Genomic DNA, 18458 nt, shown 5'->3' with positions numbered 1-18458 from the left:
ATCACCCACCCGTGGTTTCCCTCCGCGTGATCAGGCCTTTTGGATAAGCGCTTCGATGAACAGCATAATCTCCCTTTTCAAGGTCCGCTGGTTCCTGACGCTGCTGGGGGCCATTGCCCTGGCGCTGATTGCATGGCTGGTGGGGCCGTTTATCGCCATTGCGGACATCCGCCCGCTGGAAAGCGAAATTGCCCGCTTGCTGGCGGTGCTGGTGATCTTGGTCAGTTGGGGTGTTGCCAATATCATTATCCTGAGCCGCGCGCGCCAGACGGATGCGACATTGGTTGACGGTATGCTTCCGGACACCAAACGCGGAGCCGACAGTACCAACAGCCGAGCCGATGACGATCTGACCGCAATGCGGGATCGGCTGCGAGAAGCCGTCCGGCTTCTCAAACAGTCCGGCGGGTCGGGCCGCTGGGACCGACGTTTTCTCTATCAGCTTCCCTGGTACATGATGATCGGCCCCCCCGGCACCGGCAAATCCACAGCCATCGCCAATTCCGAACTGGTCAAGCGGATGGCAGGCAAGCGGGGGCGTCCCGGTACACCCGATCTGGGCACACATAATTGCGAATGGCTATTCACCGACGACGCAGTGCTGATCGACACGGCCGGACGTTACACCAGCCAGGATTCCGACGCGGCCGCAGATGCCAAGGCGTGGCGGGGCTTCCTGGCGCTGCTGCGGAAAACACGGGCGCGGCAGCCGATCAACGGCGTGTTTGTCGCATTCAGCGCCATCGATCTGGCCGGTGCCAATGATGCGGAACGGGCGCGACATGCCCGCACCATTCGCGATCGGTTGAACGAACTGCACACGGCCTTCGGTATCCGATTCCCCGTGTATCTGCTGTTGACCAAGGTCGACCTTCTGCCCGGCTTTACAGAGTTCTTTGACGACCTGGACCGGCGTCAGCGTGAACAGGTATGGGGCGTGACCTTTCCGTTGCAAGCGCAGGACGAAGCAGCTGATCTGATCACCCCGGAATTTGACCTGCTGATGACCGCATTGTCGGACCGCGTCACCACACGCCTGCAGCAGGAAACAGATTTGGGTCGGCGGGGTGCCATTTTCGGATTCCCGGCCCAGGTAGCACAATTGCGCGAACAGCTCCGCCTGTTCCTGCGCGAAGCATTCGATGGCGACCGTTACGAAGCACCGCCCCTGTTGCGGGGCGTCTACCTGACCAGCGGCACCCAGGAGGGATCACCCATCGACCGGCTTGCAGGTTCCATTGCCCGTGGATTGGGCATGGAACAGAGTGTGGCACCGCCGCGTCCAGGAACGGGGCGTAGCTATTTTCTGACCGGACTGCTCCGCGATGTCGTGTTTCCGGAGGCCGGGCTGGTGAGTTTCAATCCCGGCGTGGAACGCTGGCGCCGAGGGGTTGTAATCGGGCTTTACGCTCTTGCAGGTCTGGCGCTTGCCGGGTCCACAAGTGTGTGGATGGTCAGCTATCTTGAAAACCAGGCCATGCTGGCCACCAGGATGGCAGAGGTGGAACGTATCGGCGCCGATTTGCGGGCCATCCCAGCGGACGCAGCCCTATCCCAGAGCTTCGGCACCATCCTGCCGCCCCTGGCTCGCTTGCGCATCCTGGCCCAGACGACCGCAGAGGAACCATCCCTGTGGCAGACATTCGGCCTTTCTCAAGGTGAGGTGGTGGCGGAGCAGGCGCAGTCTGCCTATCACCGCGCGCTGAATGCGCTGCTGGTACCCGTGATGGCATATCGGTTGGAATGGCTGATCCGGTCCCAGCCGGAAAGCAATGAGCTGTATGGGGCATTGAAAGCCTATCTGATGCTGACCGGCCAACAGCCAGGGGCGCTGGACAGGGATTTCCTGCGCCAGTGGCACATCGCGGATTGGGCGGCCATCTACCCCGCCCCCAACGATGCCGCCATCAGAGACGCGCTCGCCAACCATCTGGACGTGTTGCTGGCCGGCCCCGTCACCCCCATCGGACCCGATATGGCGCTGGTGGAGCAGTCACGGCGACTGTTGGCGAATTTCCCGCTGGCAGCCCGCGCCTATGCCCAGCTCAGACAATCCCCCGAAGCATGGCGGCTGGCAGAATGGCGGCTGGTCGATGCGGCTGGCCCCTTGGCTGACCGCGTCTTCGTCCGGCCTTCCGGAAAGCTGCTCTCCAACGGGGTGCCGGGATTTTACACCCGTGCCGGCTTTCGGGAAGTTTTCCTGAACGGCCTATCCGGTGCCGCCGGTGACGTTGCCAAGGATAGCTGGGTGATCAATGGGCAACCCACTGCCGATCTGCGTGATGGTAAGCTGGAACGCGATATTCTGCAGCTCTATCTGAACGATTACATCGCTCAATGGAATGGCGTTCTGGGCGACATTGCCCTGGCGCCGATGCTGTCTTTGGATGATGCTATGCGGGTGACAGCCGCCCTGTCAGGGCCGGGATCGCCCTTAAAGAACCTGCTTACAGCTATATCCGCCGAAACCACCCTGACGGGGGATGATGGAGGCGTACCGCCCGGATTGAAGGCAGCGGCAACCGTGGCGGCTGGCAACCTACCGATCCCCGCGGCCGCGTCGGGCCTGCGGGCATTGGACCTGCCATCAGCCGGTCAGCCCGGCAAGCCCGTGGATGATCATTTCAAAGGCCTGCATGATTTCGTCAACAACAAAACCAGCGTGGCCGGTGGTAACCTGGATGACGTGCTGCGCGTCATCGGTGATCTGTACCTGCAACTCAGTCGCCTGAAGGGCGGAGCCCTCACCCGTGATGTGATGGGGACCCAGGGTGCCACACCCGCAGAGCAGCTCGCCGCTGCTGCTGCCCGCGCACCGGGATCCGTGGGGCAATTACTGGAGCAGGTGGGCAGGTCGGGCTCATCAGCAACAATGTCCAATGCACGCAGCGACCTGGGTCGGCTGTGGAACGCCTCCGTCCGTCGCCATTGCGAACAGGCGACCGGCCGCCGCTATCCGTTCAACCGCCGGTCAGATGCCGATACGCCCTTGCGCGACTTTGCCGAGCTGTTCAAGCCCAATGGGGCCTTGCACACATTCTTCACCGCCAACCTTCAGCATCTGGTGGATACCGGGCCGCAACGCTGGCGCTGGCAGAGGATCAATGGCAATGATCTTGGCATTTCCCCGGCCGTGCTGGACTCCTTCCAGCAGGCAGCGGAAATCCGGGAAGCAATGTTTGCCAACCCCGTCGCACCCTCGGTACGTTTCGACCTGCTGACGTCTACCCTGCCGCCCAGCGTTGCCCATGTCACCCTGGAGATTGATGGGCAGGTGGTCAGGCTGGAACCAGGGCTGGTCCGCCCCGCCACGCTACAATGGCCTGGCATCGGTGCCGGTGGTGCCACGGTAACCATCACCCCTGCCACCGGTGCACCGGAAGTGATCACCCATACCGGACCATGGGCGCTGTTCCGGCTGGTGGATCAATCCCGGCCGATGTCCGCAGGTTCGCCCGAAAGCATCCGGATCACCGTCGGCGCCCTTTATCCAGTGTCGTTCGTGCTGCGGGCCAATACCACCAACAGTCCGTTTACGCTGCCTGCGCTGTCCGCCTTTCAATGTCCGGGGGATTTCTGATGAGCGACGGGGAACAAGAGCTACCGGGGTTTTTCGGCAAATTGCCAATGCTGGGCGATTTCGTGACGCGCCGTCTGCCATCATCGGTGATCGGCCCGCTGAACGACTGGCTGGAAGCAGGCATCATGGACAGCCGGAGGATGCTCGGCCAGGGATGGCTGGATGCCTTTTTGGTCAGCCCGGCCTGGCATCTGGCGCTGGAGGCCGGCATCTGTGGGCCCACCGGCCTGTGCGGCGTGCTGGTGCCAAGTGTGGACAGTGTGGGCCGTTATTATCCCTTAGCACTGCTGGCACCGCTGCCCGCTGGCGCGCCACTGCTGGCCTGGGCCGAAGCCAACGGTAACTGGTACAGACGCGCCGAGGCAGCATTGATGACGGCATTGCAGGATGATCTGGATGCCGAGGGTTTCGATGCGCGGGTGCGTGCGGTTGGGGTGCCGCTGGATACCCTGCCTGCGGAAATGCCTGGACTGCCGGGACGGGTGGCGGCGATGTTGGGGGAGGCGCAACTGCGGCCGGACAGCGGGCCGCTGGGACTGGGCTGGACCCAAGCCGGTGGATCATCACCGACCCTGATCGCGTTTACCGCCATGCCGACCGGTGCGGCTTTCACCAGTATGCTCAATGGGCGGTGGGAAGATACGGAAACTGCCGGTCTTTGCGTCATTTCCCTGGCCGGTGGCCCGTTTGCCATGCCCGCGGACACCCACCGATGATCCCCATACAGCAATCGGCCATCCTGTCTGGTTTATGGGTCACATCTGCTGCGATCACTGATACGGGCAAGGTCCGACAGTTGAATGAGGATGCCGTTCTCAACCGCCCTGAGGCCGGGATATGGGCAGTCGCGGACGGTATGGGGGGGCACCAGCGTGGCGATACCGCCAGCCGCGCCATAGCGGAAACGCTGGCTCGGGTACCGGCACTGCCCGGGGCGTCGGCCCTGATGGCGCAGGTTCGCGCTGGATTGGAAACGGTTAACCATCAGTTGGTCGCCGAACGGCAGAGCCCGTCAGAAATCATCGCCAGCACCCTGGTCTGCCTGCTGATCGCTGAGGGGTATTTCGCCTGTATCTGGGCGGGTGACAGTCGTCTATATCTGCTGCGTGATGGCGCATTGTCGCAGATCAGTACCGATCATAGCGTCGTGCAGCAGCTATTGGATAGCGGTGCCATCACGGCCGATCAGGCCACCACTCATCCGCGTGGCAACGAAGTGACCCGCGCCATCGGCGTCCATCCCGAACTGCCCGTAGAGATCCGTCAGGGCCGGGTCCTGCCGCATGATCAGTTCCTGCTGTGCAGCGACGGCTTGTTCCGGGTGGTCACAGAATGGGAAATCGCCGCCCAGCTTACGGGCTCTCCCGCTACGGTTGTTGCCAACCTGATGGCACTGGCCCTGGCGCGCGGGGCCCCGGACAATGTCTCCATCGTCGTGGTCAGATGTCAGCCCGAACCAGATACCCATCTTGACAAAACACAGATCATCGCACGCATCCCGGTGGTTGCGGGTTGAACAGCTGTTAAACCGGAGAGAATGCCATGTCTGGGTCTGATGATGCCGCCACACCCCCGGACACCGCGCCCAGCCGGGTATCCGTGACACCTGGCGGCACGGTGGTGGTAACCACAAATCGGGTCTGGCCAGATCGCCCGGCAGCGCCATCACAGGATGCACAGATCTTGGAAGGCGCGATATCCCCAGCCGGACCTTTCGATCCGGCTCCGGCGCCCTCCCCTTCTGATACCTCTGCCGAACCACAGAAGAAGGGGACCATACCCCAACCGAACGATATCATTTGCCACACCTATAAGGTGCTGGGGCGCATCGACAGCGGCGGCATGGGGCATGTATTTCGGGCAGTGCATCTGCGGGCCAAAACCATGCACGCGGTCAAGATCATCCTGCCGGAGCTTGCCGAGGACCCGATGCTGGGCGACCTGTTTATCCGGGAAGCCAATATCCTGCGGGGCATCCGCCATGACGCGGTGGTGGCGCATGACGGCCTTATCACCGATGAAGCCGGATCGATGTTCCTGGTGATGGAATTCGTCGATGGCTCAAAGCTTAAGGACCTGCTGATCAACGCCCCCCTACAGACGACAGAGGTGATCGAACTGCTGTACCGTGTCGCGTCTGGCTTTGCCGCCGCACATGAAAAGACCGTCATCCATCGCGATATTTCGCCGGACAATATCATCATCCCCGCCGATGGCGTGCGGGAAGCCAAGATCATTGATTTTGGCATCGCCAAGCGAGCCGCATCCACCGAAAAATCCATCATCGGCAACAGCTTTGCCGGCAAGCAACGATACGCCTCCCCCGAACAGCTAGGCATGTTCGAGCAGGAGGTCGGCCCCCGGTCCGACATTTATTCCCTGGGACTGGTGTTGGCAGAAGCCTGTATCGGCCAGCCGATCGACATGGTCTCCGATCCGCTGCGGTGTCGGCTGCACGTTCCTGACCTGGGGCAAGTACCGCCCCCCCTAAGGGTCGTCCTTGAAAGGATGCTGCAGCCTAAACCGGATGACCGCCTGCAAACGATGCGCGAAGTTATTACATTTTGTGAAGCCGCCTGCCGGGACCATCTGGGGCTTGGCAAGGCAGAAGCGGCTCCCCCCCCGCCCCCGGCAGAGGAAAGCAAACCTGCCATCACCAAACGCCGGTTCCGGATCATGCCAGTGGCAATGACACTGGCCGGGTTAGGGGGGCTGCTTATCGGCATATATGCCCTGACTCGATCGGAACAGACTCAGGAAGTGGTTGGGCAGAATGGGGCCCATATTACCAAACCCATTGCCGATACCCCGTCAGTCAATGCGCCCGGCACCAACCCCGTTCTGCGCCTTGAGGATGTACAGCGCGCGGCGACCGCCACCGCTGCTGGCCTTGCCTGCGCCTATTTCCAGGCTGGAACGGATGGTAATGGGCAGGTCACTGTTACCGGCTTTGTCGGCCCAGGCGATGTGCACGCCACGCTGGCGACGCAGTTTGCGGGCATTGGCCTCCCCTCTCCCCCCACGGCCATGATCACAACCGTGCCGCTGCCGATTTGCCACATGTTAAAGCTGGCACCGCCCGCTGGTCTTGGTGGCCCAGCACAGCCAGTTCACGATGCTCTGAAAGTGAAGATGAACCACCCGGACAATCTTTACCGGGAAGGTGACGAACTGCGGCTGGAGATCACAGCCGGCAGACAGGGTGGTTATCTGACCGTGGATTACATTGATAGCGACGGTGCCGTCGTTCACATGACACCGATGAGCCGCCATCCCAATAGCCGAATCGGACCGGGAGAGACAATGTTGCTCGGCGGCAGTGCCATCGCACCAAATGGATTGAGGCCTGTATATTCCGCTCAAGGTCCATTCGGCCCAAGGCAGCATTTGATCATGATCCTGTTGACCCCAGAACCATTGTTTGGGTCTGATCGCGATCTTGCGGATACGGCCGCCAACTATTTGCCTGTGCTTGGCAAGGCACTGGCGGAAAACCGCATTCTTGCAAATGATGCCATCTTCTTCACCACAACCCCCCGGTGATGAAACGGGCGGGATGCCGGACATGAAGCACTCGCTGGCTCGATATGCCCTGGTTCTGGGGGGCATCATCACCATGATGGGGATGATCGCATTTGGCCTGACCATGCTGTACAAACCGCGTCCTCGCACATCACTGGTGCCCGTGCCGGTGGTGCGCCTGTCGCCGCCTGTTCCGACCTGGGTCGCATGCCCACCCAGTCTGAGCGGCGACCCTGCGGCGCGTTGCCTGCGGTTGGCCGTTCCGGGGGATTGGCAATCTCCGTCATCACCCCGGATTGACCTGTTCGCGACATTGTATCCCGCCCTAGAACCCGGGAGGGAGGATCCGTTGCTGGTGGTGCTGGGCGGTCCAGGCCAGGCCGGCAGCGACCATGCCGACAGGCTGGCCAAAAGCTTGGCTGCAAGCCGCGCCAGTCGCGACCTGATTTTTTTCGATCAGCGCGGTAGCGGCCTGTCCAGACCATCGCTTGCCTGCAAGGGAATTGATCCCTGGCATTATTGGTACGGCACCATTACCGCCAGAGATGCGCTGTCATGCCTGGAGCCCATTCGTGCCGCAGGCTTCCGGTTGGAGAATTTCGATACGGCGCAAAGCGCACACGACCTGCAGGCGCTGCGCGTAGCGCTGGGTATCCGGCAATGGAACATCCTGGCCACCTCATACGGGGCCATTGCGGCACAAGCCCTGCTGCGGCTGGATGGCAACGCGGTCCGCAGCGTCATCTTTAACTCCCCTGGTCTGCCCGGTACCACCTGGTTGGATAAGGATCGGTTCGAGGCGATCCGGTCGGCAATGCTGTTGGCCGTCAGCGATTGCAAGGCCCAACCGGCCTGCGCGCGGACCTTCCCCAACCTGGATGGCATTGTTGAACGTCTGGCCACGGCCTGGACCCGCACCCCACTGACGATCACGTTGTCCACCGGGCGGGATGCACGGGCAATACACGCCGTGGAATGGCATGATATCGCCAATTTGCTGGCCGCCCATGTCGGCAGCGGCAACGGCCCAGCCACTACCCCGCGCCTGTTGGATTATTTGGCCAGGCTTGATCCCAGGGCTGGCGATGCAGCGCTGACCAGAACAGTGTTGATGCCGCCGGCCCTATGGCGGGTCTTTGATGAATTGTCCTACGGCCTCAACCTCGCCATCGGCTGCCGGGAGGAACGGCCCCATATCGACGCATCAGCGCTGCGGGCGGCCGCCGCGCCCTTCCACCCCTATGCTGTGGCTGACGCGGTAGAGACAGATTTCGACGCGGCCTGCCCGGCCTTGATGCTGGAACCTGCCCCTGCCGATTTCTATCGGCCCGTCACCAGTGCCGTGCCGGCGTTGATCCTGACTGGCGTTTACGATACATATGTTCCATCAAGCCGTGCGGATACCCTGGCTACCCGCTTCCCCAATGCACAGGTTTTTAGGTTTCGGGGGCTTGGTCACGACGTGCTTGGGGCATCCCCCTGCGGGGCGGGCATGGTTGCCGCTTTCCTGGTCAATCCGGTTCGCACCCTTGATTTTCCGTGTTTGGACCGTGTGCTGCCACCCCGGTTCGTGCTTCAGCCTTTGGGCGGGTGACCAGCATTCAGGAAAGCCTGCCAGATTTCCGGCCATTGCTTGGACCACTGGCCATTATGGTCCAGACCCTGGAGCACCAGCGCCGGCGCGCCAACACGCCGGGCAAAATCGACGACGAAGTTCGCAGGAACGGTGGCATCCTCGGTTCCCGCCACATGCAATTGACGTAACCCGCGCAGGGCCGCGACGGCCGTGGCAGGATCAATGGATGCGGTCAGGCTGCTGATGTTGTGATGGCTGGTCCACGCCTTAAGATCAAGGGGTGCCGCAACGGTGACCAACCCATCAACATCAACCCGCCGGGCCGCGATCAGGGCCGCAGCGGTCCCCCCGCCGGAATATCCAACCAGGATAAGCCGTTTGCCGCCAGATTCCGCCGCCGCCAGGGTGATGACCTGATCGAGTGCGGCCAGCACGGCGGGTGAAAAGCGCCCATCCGTCCAGACCGCCGCACGGCATTCCGGCTGCTCCTGCGACATTGTATATTGGCAGGGCCGGGCCAGGGCTAGAACCGGCCCTTCAGCATGGGCCGCCGCCAAGGCCAAGCCAATGGGGTGCCATGGTGTGGGGTCGCCGGACGGTCTTTGACGGCTTTCCCACGCATGACCGTCGCCTTCAATGAAAACAATCAGATGGTCACCCGTACCCGGCCGCATCCAACCGGCAAGAATGAAATCACCGGCAGGAAAGCGGCGGGGCGAAAGACCGGCTTGATGCGCCAAAGCCGACGCCGCATCAAGCCGTGAGATGGTGTTTTGTGTGCATCCGGCCAGCAGGGCCAGGGTAAGCCCGGCGACCACAGCCAGACCCCAGACCCACCTGCCAGCCGTTGATTTATACCAACGGTCATAATTCATGGCCGTTGGCAATACTGCGACCGCCGCCACGCCGCTTGGTAGCGGCGTAGCCAAGCCCGCGAATGCTGGCGCCGGCGATTGAGGGGCACGAAAGCGTTACCAGCGGTCATGATTTCGTGCCACCGGTATTAGAAGCTGTAACGGATATTGGCGAAAGCCGAATAGACATGGTCATTCTTACGGAAAGCCTGGGCATTTGCCAGAACGGCACCGGTCAGCCTTTCAGAGATGAAGAAACGTGCACCACCGCCGAAAATGGCACCGTTGCGCGCACCCTCCCCACTGCTGCTGATATCGCCTTCATAGGTTGCGCTGAGGTACGGCTGGAACTTCTCGCTGGCATTGTAGGCCGCTTCCCCACCGATACGAATCTGGGCCAGCCGCGACGGCGTCGGTGAAACAAGCCGCCCCGTGGAGGCATTGTAATCATCATAGCTGTCATAGGCATAGCTGAGACCTGCCAGCGTCGAAAGTTCGTACTTCTTCACCGCCCAGCTGCTGTTCAGGTTGACAGCCGTCATGATGCGCCAGGATGCGAACGTGTCCTTACCAGAAAGCCCCAGAGCATTCTGTTCCAGCTTATTGGACAGAGCACCGGCACCAGCCTGCACGTTGATATTGGAATGTTCATTAATGCGATAACCGGCATAACCCGTCAGCGAACCGCCAAGCGCCTGGCGCCGCCCGTTCAGCAGGCTGGTATCGAGATCGGAATGTTCAATGCCAACGACGGCACCGGCCACCCAATCGGGTGTGAACTGCTTGTCCGCGCCAAACAGCAGATTCTGGCTCCAGCCGGCGAATTTGTCATCTGTGACAGAGTTGATCAGGCGCGATGCGCTGGCATCGGCCCAGACGCTGACACCGTCCAACGGGTTCTCGTCACCCGCAGACATGCCGGTCATGGTATCGGCGGCCGCGGTGCGTTGATTGCCACCTCCCAGCGCCCGGCCGGAAAACACATTCTGCAGCCGGTTGGACACAGCAGATACCGAATTGCGGGTGGTGGTACGAGTCTGGGCTTGGCCAGTCTCACTAACCAGTTGCTGTGATGCCTCGGCCACTACCGCGGCGACATCAATCGGCTTGTTGAGCACCAGATTTAGGCCGCCTGTCGTATAGACAGGCTTGATCTCCAGGCCCGGAATGGCACCGGTAATCTCTGTAAAGGTGCCGGTCAGCGTCGTAGCTGACACGATATTGTAGGTCGTACCCGCCTGATATGTGCCAAGGGCGGGCAGTACAGCTAAGGTGCCACCAAGGTTGGCAGTACCAGACACCTGCAATTTGTCAGACCCGCCCGCGGCATCCACCTTGATGTTCAGCACGCCGCTCGCGTTCTGGGTGAAGTTACCGTTCACCCGCATGATGCTCATGGCATTGGCATCACCGGCCATCGTGCCAGAATTGGTGACAGACCCGACCGTTCCGCTGTTGCGCAGGATGCCGCCGCTGGCAATGGTCAGGGCACTGGAAAGATTGCCGGTCACCGCCAATGTGCCGCCATTCACCGTCGTGGTCCCAGCGAAGCTGCTATTACCCGAAAGGGTCAGGCTGCCGCTGCCATTCTTGGTCAGGCTGCCGGTGGAACCGGTGATCACCCCGCCATAGGTATCGGTTCCCGTACCATTGATGTTCAGGGTACCGCCGTTGATGGCCAGCGTGCCGCCAGCGGTGCCGCCAGATGCAAGCTGCGCGGACTTCAGCCCCGCCACGGTGAGGGATTTGCCGTTAAGGTCGATGGTACCCTGGAACGTTGTGGGACCCTGTCCGTCATTGCCACTTGGGCCCTGCCCCTGGGTGAAGGTCAGGGTTCCAGCGGCGGCAATGGCATTATCCACGCCCAGCTTCAGCGTGCCCTGAGCGACCATTACGCCGCCCGTCTGCGCCATCTGGCTGTTGACGGTCAGCGTGCCCCCCCCGCTTTTCACCACATAACCGGAACCGCTGATGGCGCCGGCATAGGTGCCGTCAACATCCTGATTGAAGTTCACAAAGGCGGAAGCGTCCGACAGCAACACCGTCCCCGGCATGTTGGCCGCATTCGCGACGACAAACCCTTCTTTGACCGTCAACTTGCCCGTATAGGTGCTGGCACCACCGAACTGGATGCCCAAACTACCAGTCTTGAGCAGATCGCCCGTACCACCGAGCGCGCCGGAAAAGATACCGGCATAGCCGTTGCTGTCGATCGTACCGCCAGCCTGTCTGACGAACACTGCCGCCTGTGTGGCAAAACCGTTGGTGAGTTTGAGCGTACCGCCATCGAAATTAATCGACGCACCAGTGGCGGCAGAATCTTCCTGGGTATAGAAGGGCTTGGCGGTGTCGATGGTCTGCACCGGCACCGCCTTGACGGCACCGGTGCCCAAGAAGACGGCAGAATTATACCCCGCATCTCCAACGTCAGCGATTGCAATCTTGAAGGTATTCTTTTGTCCTGGAGTTACATTTGCGACAACCACCATCTTACCGTCGCGGCCAACCAAACCATCAAGATTAACCGGAACCACCCGGCCCTGATTGTCGAAATAATACTCACTATTTCGGAGGTGGTTCACGGAATTAATGGCAACTGGATTTGTGGTTCCTGGGATCAGGGCCACATTCTTACCATTTACAAAAAAGCCAAATACATCGTTATAACTTTTCCCAACATATTCAGGATATTCATTAGATCCGAATACATAGGAATAAGATATTTGATCACTGGCAGGAATGAAGCTGAACTCCAGCACCGCGGCATCGAAGGTTATTCCCCCGGTTAAGGCTGACAGGTCCGCATCCCCATTAGTACCCAGAACTTCCTCCTCATTCGATCCGAGAAGGCTGGATACACGACCCGAGGAAAGCACCACGCCATTTGTGAATGGAAAGATGGAACCTGTGTCGGCGAAAGTGCCAACAGCCAGGTTGCTGCCGGTGAATTTTGCCGATCCGGCCACAAGGGAAACGCTGTCGCTGTTAATCAAGATGGCTGCCAGAGCCGCCGCATCGGTGTTCGGCGTCACCGTTGATGCCTGAACCGCCCCGCAGAACAATGCGACGACGGAAGCGCCGCCCATAATTGCATTCAAGAATCGAATTTTCTTCTCCGTGCGCTTACCGTTCATCTTGCCCCTCTTCATCAGCAATAGTGTATGCGCTTGATTATTCTTCATTGAATCCAAGTCGCATTTCACGGCTAAAATCTATTTATTGATTATATAACTGTTATTGTTATAATTTGGTAGATGATAATTTACAAAATCTCCCTTAGGTTGATTACTAGTTTAAACATCTTAACCAATCGGCCAGGGGGCAACCTTATGGCTGATTGCAAGCTGGCCGCCGTATACCCAAAGGGGTTGGACGTGAGTATGAGAATCATGAGCTGGTGGTTCATTGCTGGCGTTGTGGCCCTGATGATCGTCACCTTGTTACAGGTGCCCCCAGCGCAGGCGCAGGGCATGAACCAAACCCGTATCATCAACCAGGCCATCAACAACCAGAGCCGCCTTGCGTTCAGGCCTCGGCTGGTGGTGCGTGACAGTGCTGGTCCGGTCGATGCCATCGACCTTGATTCCAGCCAGCGCTATCTGGCGGCAGCGTCGCGTGACGGGCTGGTGCGGATGTGGGATCTGCAGTCCGGCAAGCAGGTCGGCCGTGTTAAGGCGGGCCCAGTGCGGGCGCTTGCCATCCAAACCGGCAGCCGCGTTGCCGCTATCGGCACCGGTACAGGTGATGTCATCATCCACGATATGGGGACGGGCCTTGAAATCCGGCGGTTTTCTGGCCATCAGGGTATGGTGCTTGCCGCGCGTCTGTCACCGGATGGTTCCATCCTGGCGACCGGTGGCGCGGATGGAACCATCCGGTTGTGGGACATGACCAACGGCGTGCCTCTCGCCACCCTGGATGGGCAGGCAGGACCCGTGGCGGCGCTGGCATTTGACGTATCCGGCCGCACACTGGCCAGCGGCATTGGCCGGACCGTCCGGCTGTGGCCGGTGGCGGGTGGCCCACCGATGATCATGGAAGATGCTGATGCGGAAGTCCGGGCCCTGATCTTCGCTGCCGACAGTACCCTGACAGCCGCCCTGAGTGACGGGATGGTGCAAAGCTGGCAGCCCGGCAACAGCCGGAAGATGCGTGGCAGACCCGGCCTGGACGGAACCCCGTCAACTTTGGCCATCGGGAAGAATGGCACGCTGTTGCTGGCTGGCGACGGCGGAGCCGTCTTGCTGGGCCGTAGCGGCCGTCGGCTTGCCACGATTCCCGTCGGCACCATGGCTGTGTTCGCCCCTGGTGCCGACAGGGTGCTGGTCGCTGACCGCGATGGACGCCTGCTGTTATGGGACAGCGAAAGCGAACGCCGACTAGCACAATTGCTGATCACACGCCGTGGCTGGGCCATTGTGGACGCTCAAGGCCGCCATGACGGCTCGGGCCCTGGGCTGTTGGATATGTCATGGCAGACCGATACAGAAATCTTCGAGATGGTGAATTTCTCAGAACCCTATTACGAACCCGGACTGTTGGCCAAACTGCTGCTGGCCCCCGATGCATTGCTGACCCCGGATGTTCCAACGATCGGGGATGGTATCGCGCCGCCGCCACTGGTCAGGTTGTCCATTGCTGGGGCACCACCGACAGTGCCCGGCCCAGGACGCATCATCGTAACGGCGCAGGATCGTGGCGGCTCGATCTCGCGGATCACCCTGTATCATAATGGCAAGGCGTTGACGGATCGGCATGTGGCCGACACAAGGGACACGGTCGAGAACGGCGCTGCCATCCGCACAGTGACCTACAATATTGACCTGATTTCCGGCGACAATCATCTGCGCGCGGTGGCCGCTGCCAGCAACCTGGTGGACAGCGTTCCCGCCGAAACCACGATCACTGTCGGTGGCCCGACTTTGTCGGCGGAAAAGCCTGCCCTCCATATGGTGGTGATTGGCATCAACCAGTATGCAAATCCATTACTAACTTTAAATTATGCCGTCGATGATGCGCGTGGCCTGACCAACTGGGCCCAACAGAACGCGAAGGGACTGTTTAGTGAGATACAGTTGCATCCACTGTATGACAAGGCTGCCACCAAACGAGCGATCTCCGATCTGTTTGGAAAGCTGCAAAGCACCCGACCGCAGGACATTGTCGTCATCTATCTGGCGGGGCATGGCGAGAATTCAGACGGGAGCTGGTTTTTCCTGCCCACGGAATTCGGCGAAGGGTTGAGCTTTCCCGACAGCAACATGGATCGCCGCAACATCGCGGCACTGCGCGGTAACTTGCGCCAGGCCGTCGTCACCAGCGGTCTGGCAGCCCACACCATACAGCAGGCGGTGGGGCAGATCGGCGCGCAACGCATCGTCCTGCTGATCGACGCCTGCAAGTCGGGAAGCGTGCGCGACCTGTTCGAGGGGGATGCCGACATCAAAAGCCTGCAAATGCTTTCCAAACAGGCCGGCATCCATCTGCTGGCTGCCACAGAGCAGGATCAATTCGCTGTAGAAGTAAAGGAACTGAAGCACGGCGTTTTCACCTACATCATGCTTAAGGCTTTGACAGGAGAGGCTGACATACCACCAAGCGATGGCATGGTCAGCGCTGTGGAACTGCTGTATTACACAGCAGAAGAGGTGCCCAGCATGGCATTCAACAAGGCCAAAAGCGCACAGTTTCCCACCATCTATTCCCGTGGCGTCGATTTCCCACTGGGTATCAGCAGCCGCTGGGAACGTTAAGGAGATAGCCAATGCCATTACAGGTGGTACAAGGTGCGACCCTGGTTTGTAGCTTCGGAACCGCGCCTTCGGTTCTGGTCGTACCGCCCGTATCCAGAACCCTGGATGGCGGCCCACCAGCGGCCAACATTCTAGATCACAAGCCGATGGTCAATATCCTGCCCTTCGGCCTGTGCACCAGCATAGCCAATCCTGTCGTCACATCGGCGACCGCCGCGGCAATGGGAGTGCTGACACCAATGCCGTGCATTCCAGCCACCCTATCCCCCTGGATTCCCGGGGCGCAGATGGTTAAAGTTGGTGCGGCGATGGCCCTGGATAATATATCGACCTGCATGTGCAATTGGGCCGGGATCGTCAAGGTCGCCAGCCCAGGACAAAGCACGACTTTCGAGCCCTGAGACCCTAAATCGGAAATAGAACACCCAGATGCCTAGCGCATGTCCACTAGAGCCGGGTGCGTTTAAACGGAAACGCACCCGGCTCTAAATTCTTGTTCAGCGAGCGAATTCACGCTCCAAAGCGATTCCGCTTTTCCGCGATCCGCTCTAGGGCCTGTTCAGATTTTGGCTTCCATCGGAGGCGAGAGCGTGATTCGCGCATCGGATGGAACTCCTGATACTGAAGGATGCCCAATGCCTCCGGCAGCTTGGCTTACGCCACTACCAAGCGGCAGGCCGGCGGTCGTCGGCCTCCAACCCGCCTAAAGGTCAACCTTTAGGCGGGTTGGTATGAGAAGGAACAAAGCTGACGGTTTCTGGTCACCTCTCTGGACTGGAACGCGCCTGCTGTCATCGAGGCCCTGGCCCAAGCCCGCGATGCCGCCCGCCTATTTCCCCAGCAACTCTGCATAGACAGACAGGGTGGCGTGGCACATGCCGGCCTTGGTGAAATTTTCCCGCACATGGCGCATCCCGTCCATACCCACGGCCTGGCGCTGCAGCGGGTCCAGGTCCAGGGCGGCGCGGATGGCCTTGGCCATCGCCTCCGGGTCGTTGGGCGGCACCACCAGCCCGGTGGTGCCGTCGATCACGGTTTCCTTGACCGCCCCCAGATTGGTGACGATCACCGGGCGGCCCATGGCCTGCGCCTCGGCAATGATGCGGCCGAACGCTTCCGGCTCGGTCGAGGCGCTGACCACCACGTCGGACAGCATATAGGCCGCCGCCATGTCGTTGCAGTGGCCGGCAATGGTGACATGGCCGCCCAGGTTCAGCCGGCGGATCTGTTCTTCCAGTTCCTGGCGATATTCGGTGCGGCCCTGATCATCGCCCACCAGCACGGCGCGCACATCGGCGCGACCCAGCCGGGCGATGGCATCGATCAGCAGGGTCTGGCCCTTCCAGCGGGTCAACCGGCCGGGCAGCAGCACGATGCGCTGATCCTCCGGCAGGCGCCATTGCTGGATCAATTGCGCCATGCGGGCCTGGGTCACCTTTTCCGGCGACATGATATCCACGTCAACGCCACGATGGATGAGCCGCAACCGGTCCGGCCCCACGCCGTAATTCTGCGCCACATGGTCATAGACAAAGCCGGAAACAGCGATGATGCGGTCGCCCTGCGCCATCACCGAATTGTACCAGCGCTTCAGCCGCGACTTGAAATTATAGGGCGCGTGGAAGGTGGTGACGAAGGGAATGCCAGTGCGCCGCGCCGCCCACATCGCACTCCAGGCCGGGGCACGGGAACGGGCATGGATCAAATCCACTCGGTTTTCGCGGATGATCGCCGCCAGCCTGGCGGCATTGCGCCGCATGGTGAAGGGGTTCTTGGATTGCACCGGCAGGGTGATGTGCTGGGCGCCATAGCGTTCCAGTTCCCGCGACATCGGCCCGCCAGCCGAGACGACGATGGCCGTGCCGCCCGCCCGCTGCACGGCGGCGGCAATGTCGATGCACCCGCGCTCCGCCCCGCCGGTCACCAGGGTGGGGATCACCTGCAGGATGGTGGGCCGCCCGTTACCAAACAGGGGGTACGGGTCCACGGGCGGGTTTACCGCAACATCATCGCTGGCTAGGGTACCAGCGCTATCGGAAATGGACATGGGATGCGACTGATGGGTGACGAAGAGCCGATACATAGCCTGGAAACGGCTGGCACCACCATAGCCTATCGGCGCACGGCAGGGCGGAATCCGGGGCTGGTCTTCTTAGGCGGTTTCCGATCGGACATGACGGGCATCAAGGCAACAGCGCTGGAGGCCTGGGCCCAGCGCGAAGGCCGCGCCTTCATCCGCTTTGATTATCAGGGCCACGGGGCCAGCGGCGGGGCGTGGGAACAGGGCAGCATCGGCCAATGGCGCGATGATGCGCTGGCCGTGCTCGACCGGCTGACAGACGGGCCGCAGATCCTGGTCGGGTCCAGCATGGGCGGCTGGATCGCCCTGCTGGTGGCACTGGCACGGCCGGACCGCGTGGCGGGCCTGTTGGGCATTGCCACCGCCCCGGATTTCACCGAACGGATGATATGTTCCCGGCTGGGGCCGGACCAGTTGGCGGCCCTGGAACGCGACGGACGCTTCATCGCGCCATCGGCCTATGATCCCGCCGGATATCCCATCACCCGCCACCTGCTGGCGGAGGCAAGGGCCCATCTGCTGCTGCCGGGGCCGATCCCCCTAACCTGTCCGGTCCGCCTGCTGCATGGCCAGCGCGACCCGGATATCCCCTGGCAGACCAGCCTGGAACTGGCCGGGGCGCTGGCTGGCGATGATGTGCGGGTGGTGCTGGTGAAGGACGGTGACCACCGCCTGTCCCGCGATCAGGATATTGCCTTGATGCTGCGGCTGGCGGGGGAACTGGCGGAGAAGACCAAGGGGCATGGAACATGACCCTTGGCGGCCAGCGACTGCTACCCGCGTGCTTTTGGACGCATAAGCCAAGGCGGCGGATGCCGCCGCCCGGCATTTCCCCGGATTTGTCACCGGCTGCTGGCATATTTTCGGATTTATTTTTGATATTATATACCCAAGCGCCGAATAAATTCGGCAAAATGCTCAAACGCCGCACGGGCTTAGGTATACCCAGTTCCGGGATTCTCCCGTCACTTGGGTATACCAATCCGCCGAGGGTTTGACCCTTGGCGGATTGGAGGCCGGCGACCGCCGGCCCGCGCCCGCGTGGGCGCGTAAGCCAAGGGCGCGGATGCGCCCGCCCGGCGCCTGAGGGAAC

Annotated in this window: 12 protein-coding genes; 9 read left to right on the top strand and 3 right to left on the bottom strand. The window is 61.0% G+C overall.

Going from position 1 to position 18458, the window contains the following annotated elements:
* The first annotated feature begins 55 nt into the window (after positions 1-55).
* The 5 genes from tssM to CHB97_RS26880 all read left to right on the top strand — a co-directional run bounded on the left by tssM (position 56) and on the right by CHB97_RS26880 (position 8696).
* Positions 56-3580 (top strand): type VI secretion system membrane subunit TssM, encoded by a 3525-nt coding sequence (tssM, locus tag CHB97_RS20085; RefSeq protein ID WP_089289792.1) that lies wholly within the window; start codon positions 56-58, stop codon positions 3578-3580.
* Positions 3580-4296, top strand: coding sequence for a type VI secretion system-associated protein TagF (tagF, locus tag CHB97_RS20080; protein ID WP_160106067.1), 717 nt, complete (start codon positions 3580-3582; stop codon positions 4294-4296). The genes tssM and tagF overlap by 1 nt, the downstream gene beginning before the upstream one ends.
* Positions 4293-5096, top strand: coding sequence for a PP2C family serine/threonine-protein phosphatase (locus CHB97_RS20075; protein ID WP_089289790.1), 804 nt, complete (start codon positions 4293-4295; stop codon positions 5094-5096). The genes tagF and CHB97_RS20075 overlap by 4 nt, the downstream gene beginning before the upstream one ends.
* Before the next feature lie 167 nt (positions 5097-5263).
* Positions 5264-7123 carry a serine/threonine-protein kinase gene (locus tag CHB97_RS20070; RefSeq protein WP_160106065.1) on the top strand — a complete coding sequence of 620 codons (1860 nt, stop codon included), beginning with the start codon at positions 5264-5266 and terminating at the stop codon, positions 7121-7123.
* Positions 7008-8696, top strand: a complete 1689-nt coding sequence (locus CHB97_RS26880) for an alpha/beta fold hydrolase (protein WP_244559632.1) — start codon at positions 7008-7010, stop codon at positions 8694-8696. Before CHB97_RS20070 ends, CHB97_RS26880 begins: the two co-directional genes overlap by 116 nt.
* On the opposite strand, the gene CHB97_RS26145 is transcribed toward CHB97_RS26880, so the two are convergent.
* Positions 8678-9175 carry an alpha/beta hydrolase gene (locus CHB97_RS26145; protein ID WP_143271068.1) on the bottom strand — a complete coding sequence of 166 codons (498 nt, stop codon included), beginning with the start codon at positions 9173-9175 and terminating at the stop codon, positions 8678-8680. The two genes, CHB97_RS26880 and CHB97_RS26145, sit on opposite strands and share 19 nt — an antisense overlap.
* 123 nt (positions 9176-9298) lie before the next feature.
* Here CHB97_RS26145 and CHB97_RS26510 point away from each other — a divergent pair, with 123 nt between their 5' ends.
* On the top strand, positions 9299-9442 hold the full coding sequence (locus CHB97_RS26510; protein ID WP_160106063.1) for a hypothetical protein: 144 nt from the start codon (positions 9299-9301) through the stop codon (positions 9440-9442).
* Positions 9443-9681: 239 nt separating this feature from the next.
* Here CHB97_RS26510 and CHB97_RS20055 read toward each other — a convergent pair whose 3' ends face one another.
* Positions 9682-12714 (bottom strand): choice-of-anchor L domain-containing protein, encoded by a 3033-nt coding sequence (locus tag CHB97_RS20055; protein WP_089289786.1) that lies wholly within the window; start codon positions 12712-12714, stop codon positions 9682-9684.
* Positions 12715-12861: 147 nt separating this feature from the next.
* Between CHB97_RS20055 and CHB97_RS20050 the strand changes: the two genes are divergently transcribed.
* Together CHB97_RS20050 and CHB97_RS20045 are read left to right on the top strand one after the other, a co-directional pair.
* Positions 12862-15285 carry a caspase family protein gene (locus CHB97_RS20050; protein ID WP_160106061.1) on the top strand — a complete coding sequence of 808 codons (2424 nt, stop codon included), beginning with the start codon at positions 12862-12864 and terminating at the stop codon, positions 15283-15285.
* Positions 15286-15296: 11 nt separating this feature from the next.
* Entirely contained in the window at positions 15297-15686 is a 390-nt protein-coding gene (locus tag CHB97_RS20045) for a DUF4280 domain-containing protein (RefSeq protein ID WP_089289784.1), read from the top strand.
* Positions 15687-16114: 428 nt separating this feature from the next.
* On the opposite strand, the gene CHB97_RS20040 is transcribed toward CHB97_RS20045, so the two are convergent.
* The gene (locus CHB97_RS20040) at positions 16115-17332 is read right to left on the bottom strand and encodes a glycosyltransferase family 4 protein (protein ID WP_089289783.1); all 1218 of its coding nucleotides are present in this window, start codon (positions 17330-17332) and stop codon (positions 16115-16117) included.
* A gap of 12 nt (positions 17333-17344) precedes the next feature.
* On the opposite strand from CHB97_RS20040, the gene CHB97_RS20035 reads away from it, so the two are divergent.
* Entirely contained in the window at positions 17345-18118 is a 774-nt protein-coding gene (locus tag CHB97_RS20035) for an alpha/beta fold hydrolase (RefSeq protein WP_089289782.1), read from the top strand.
* The last annotated feature ends 340 nt before the right edge of the window (positions 18119-18458 follow it).

Origin of the sequence: Azospirillum sp. RU38E (genome assembly GCF_900188385.1) — a bacterium.
GTDB lineage: Bacteria > Pseudomonadota > Alphaproteobacteria > Azospirillales > Azospirillaceae > Niveispirillum.
This window is presented reverse-complemented; position numbering and strand designations above follow the sequence as displayed.

Excerpts from the sequence above, each read along its gene's own strand:
- CHB97_RS26145 (WP_143271068.1), bottom strand. The coding sequence starts at position 9,175 with ATGTCGCAGGAGCAGCCGGAATGCCGTGCGGCGGTCTGGACGGATGGG.
- CHB97_RS20035 (WP_089289782.1), top strand. The coding sequence starts at position 17,345 with ATGGGTGACGAAGAGCCGATACATAGCCTGGAAACGGCTGGCACCACC.
- CHB97_RS20050 (WP_160106061.1), top strand. The coding sequence starts at position 12,862 with ATGGCTGATTGCAAGCTGGCCGCCGTATACCCAAAGGGGTTGGACGTG.
- CHB97_RS20075 (WP_089289790.1), top strand. The coding sequence starts at position 4,293 with ATGATCCCCATACAGCAATCGGCCATCCTGTCTGGTTTATGGGTCACA.
- CHB97_RS20045 (WP_089289784.1), top strand. The coding sequence starts at position 15,297 with ATGCCATTACAGGTGGTACAAGGTGCGACCCTGGTTTGTAGCTTCGGA.
- CHB97_RS26510 (WP_160106063.1), top strand. The coding sequence starts at position 9,299 with ATGACCGTCGCCTTCAATGAAAACAATCAGATGGTCACCCGTACCCGG.
- tagF (WP_160106067.1), top strand. The coding sequence starts at position 3,580 with ATGAGCGACGGGGAACAAGAGCTACCGGGGTTTTTCGGCAAATTGCCA.
- CHB97_RS20040 (WP_089289783.1), bottom strand. The coding sequence starts at position 17,332 with ATGTCCATTTCCGATAGCGCTGGTACCCTAGCCAGCGATGATGTTGCG.
- tssM (WP_089289792.1), top strand. The coding sequence starts at position 56 with ATGAACAGCATAATCTCCCTTTTCAAGGTCCGCTGGTTCCTGACGCTG.
- CHB97_RS20055 (WP_089289786.1), bottom strand. The coding sequence starts at position 12,714 with ATGAAGAATAATCAAGCGCATACACTATTGCTGATGAAGAGGGGCAAG.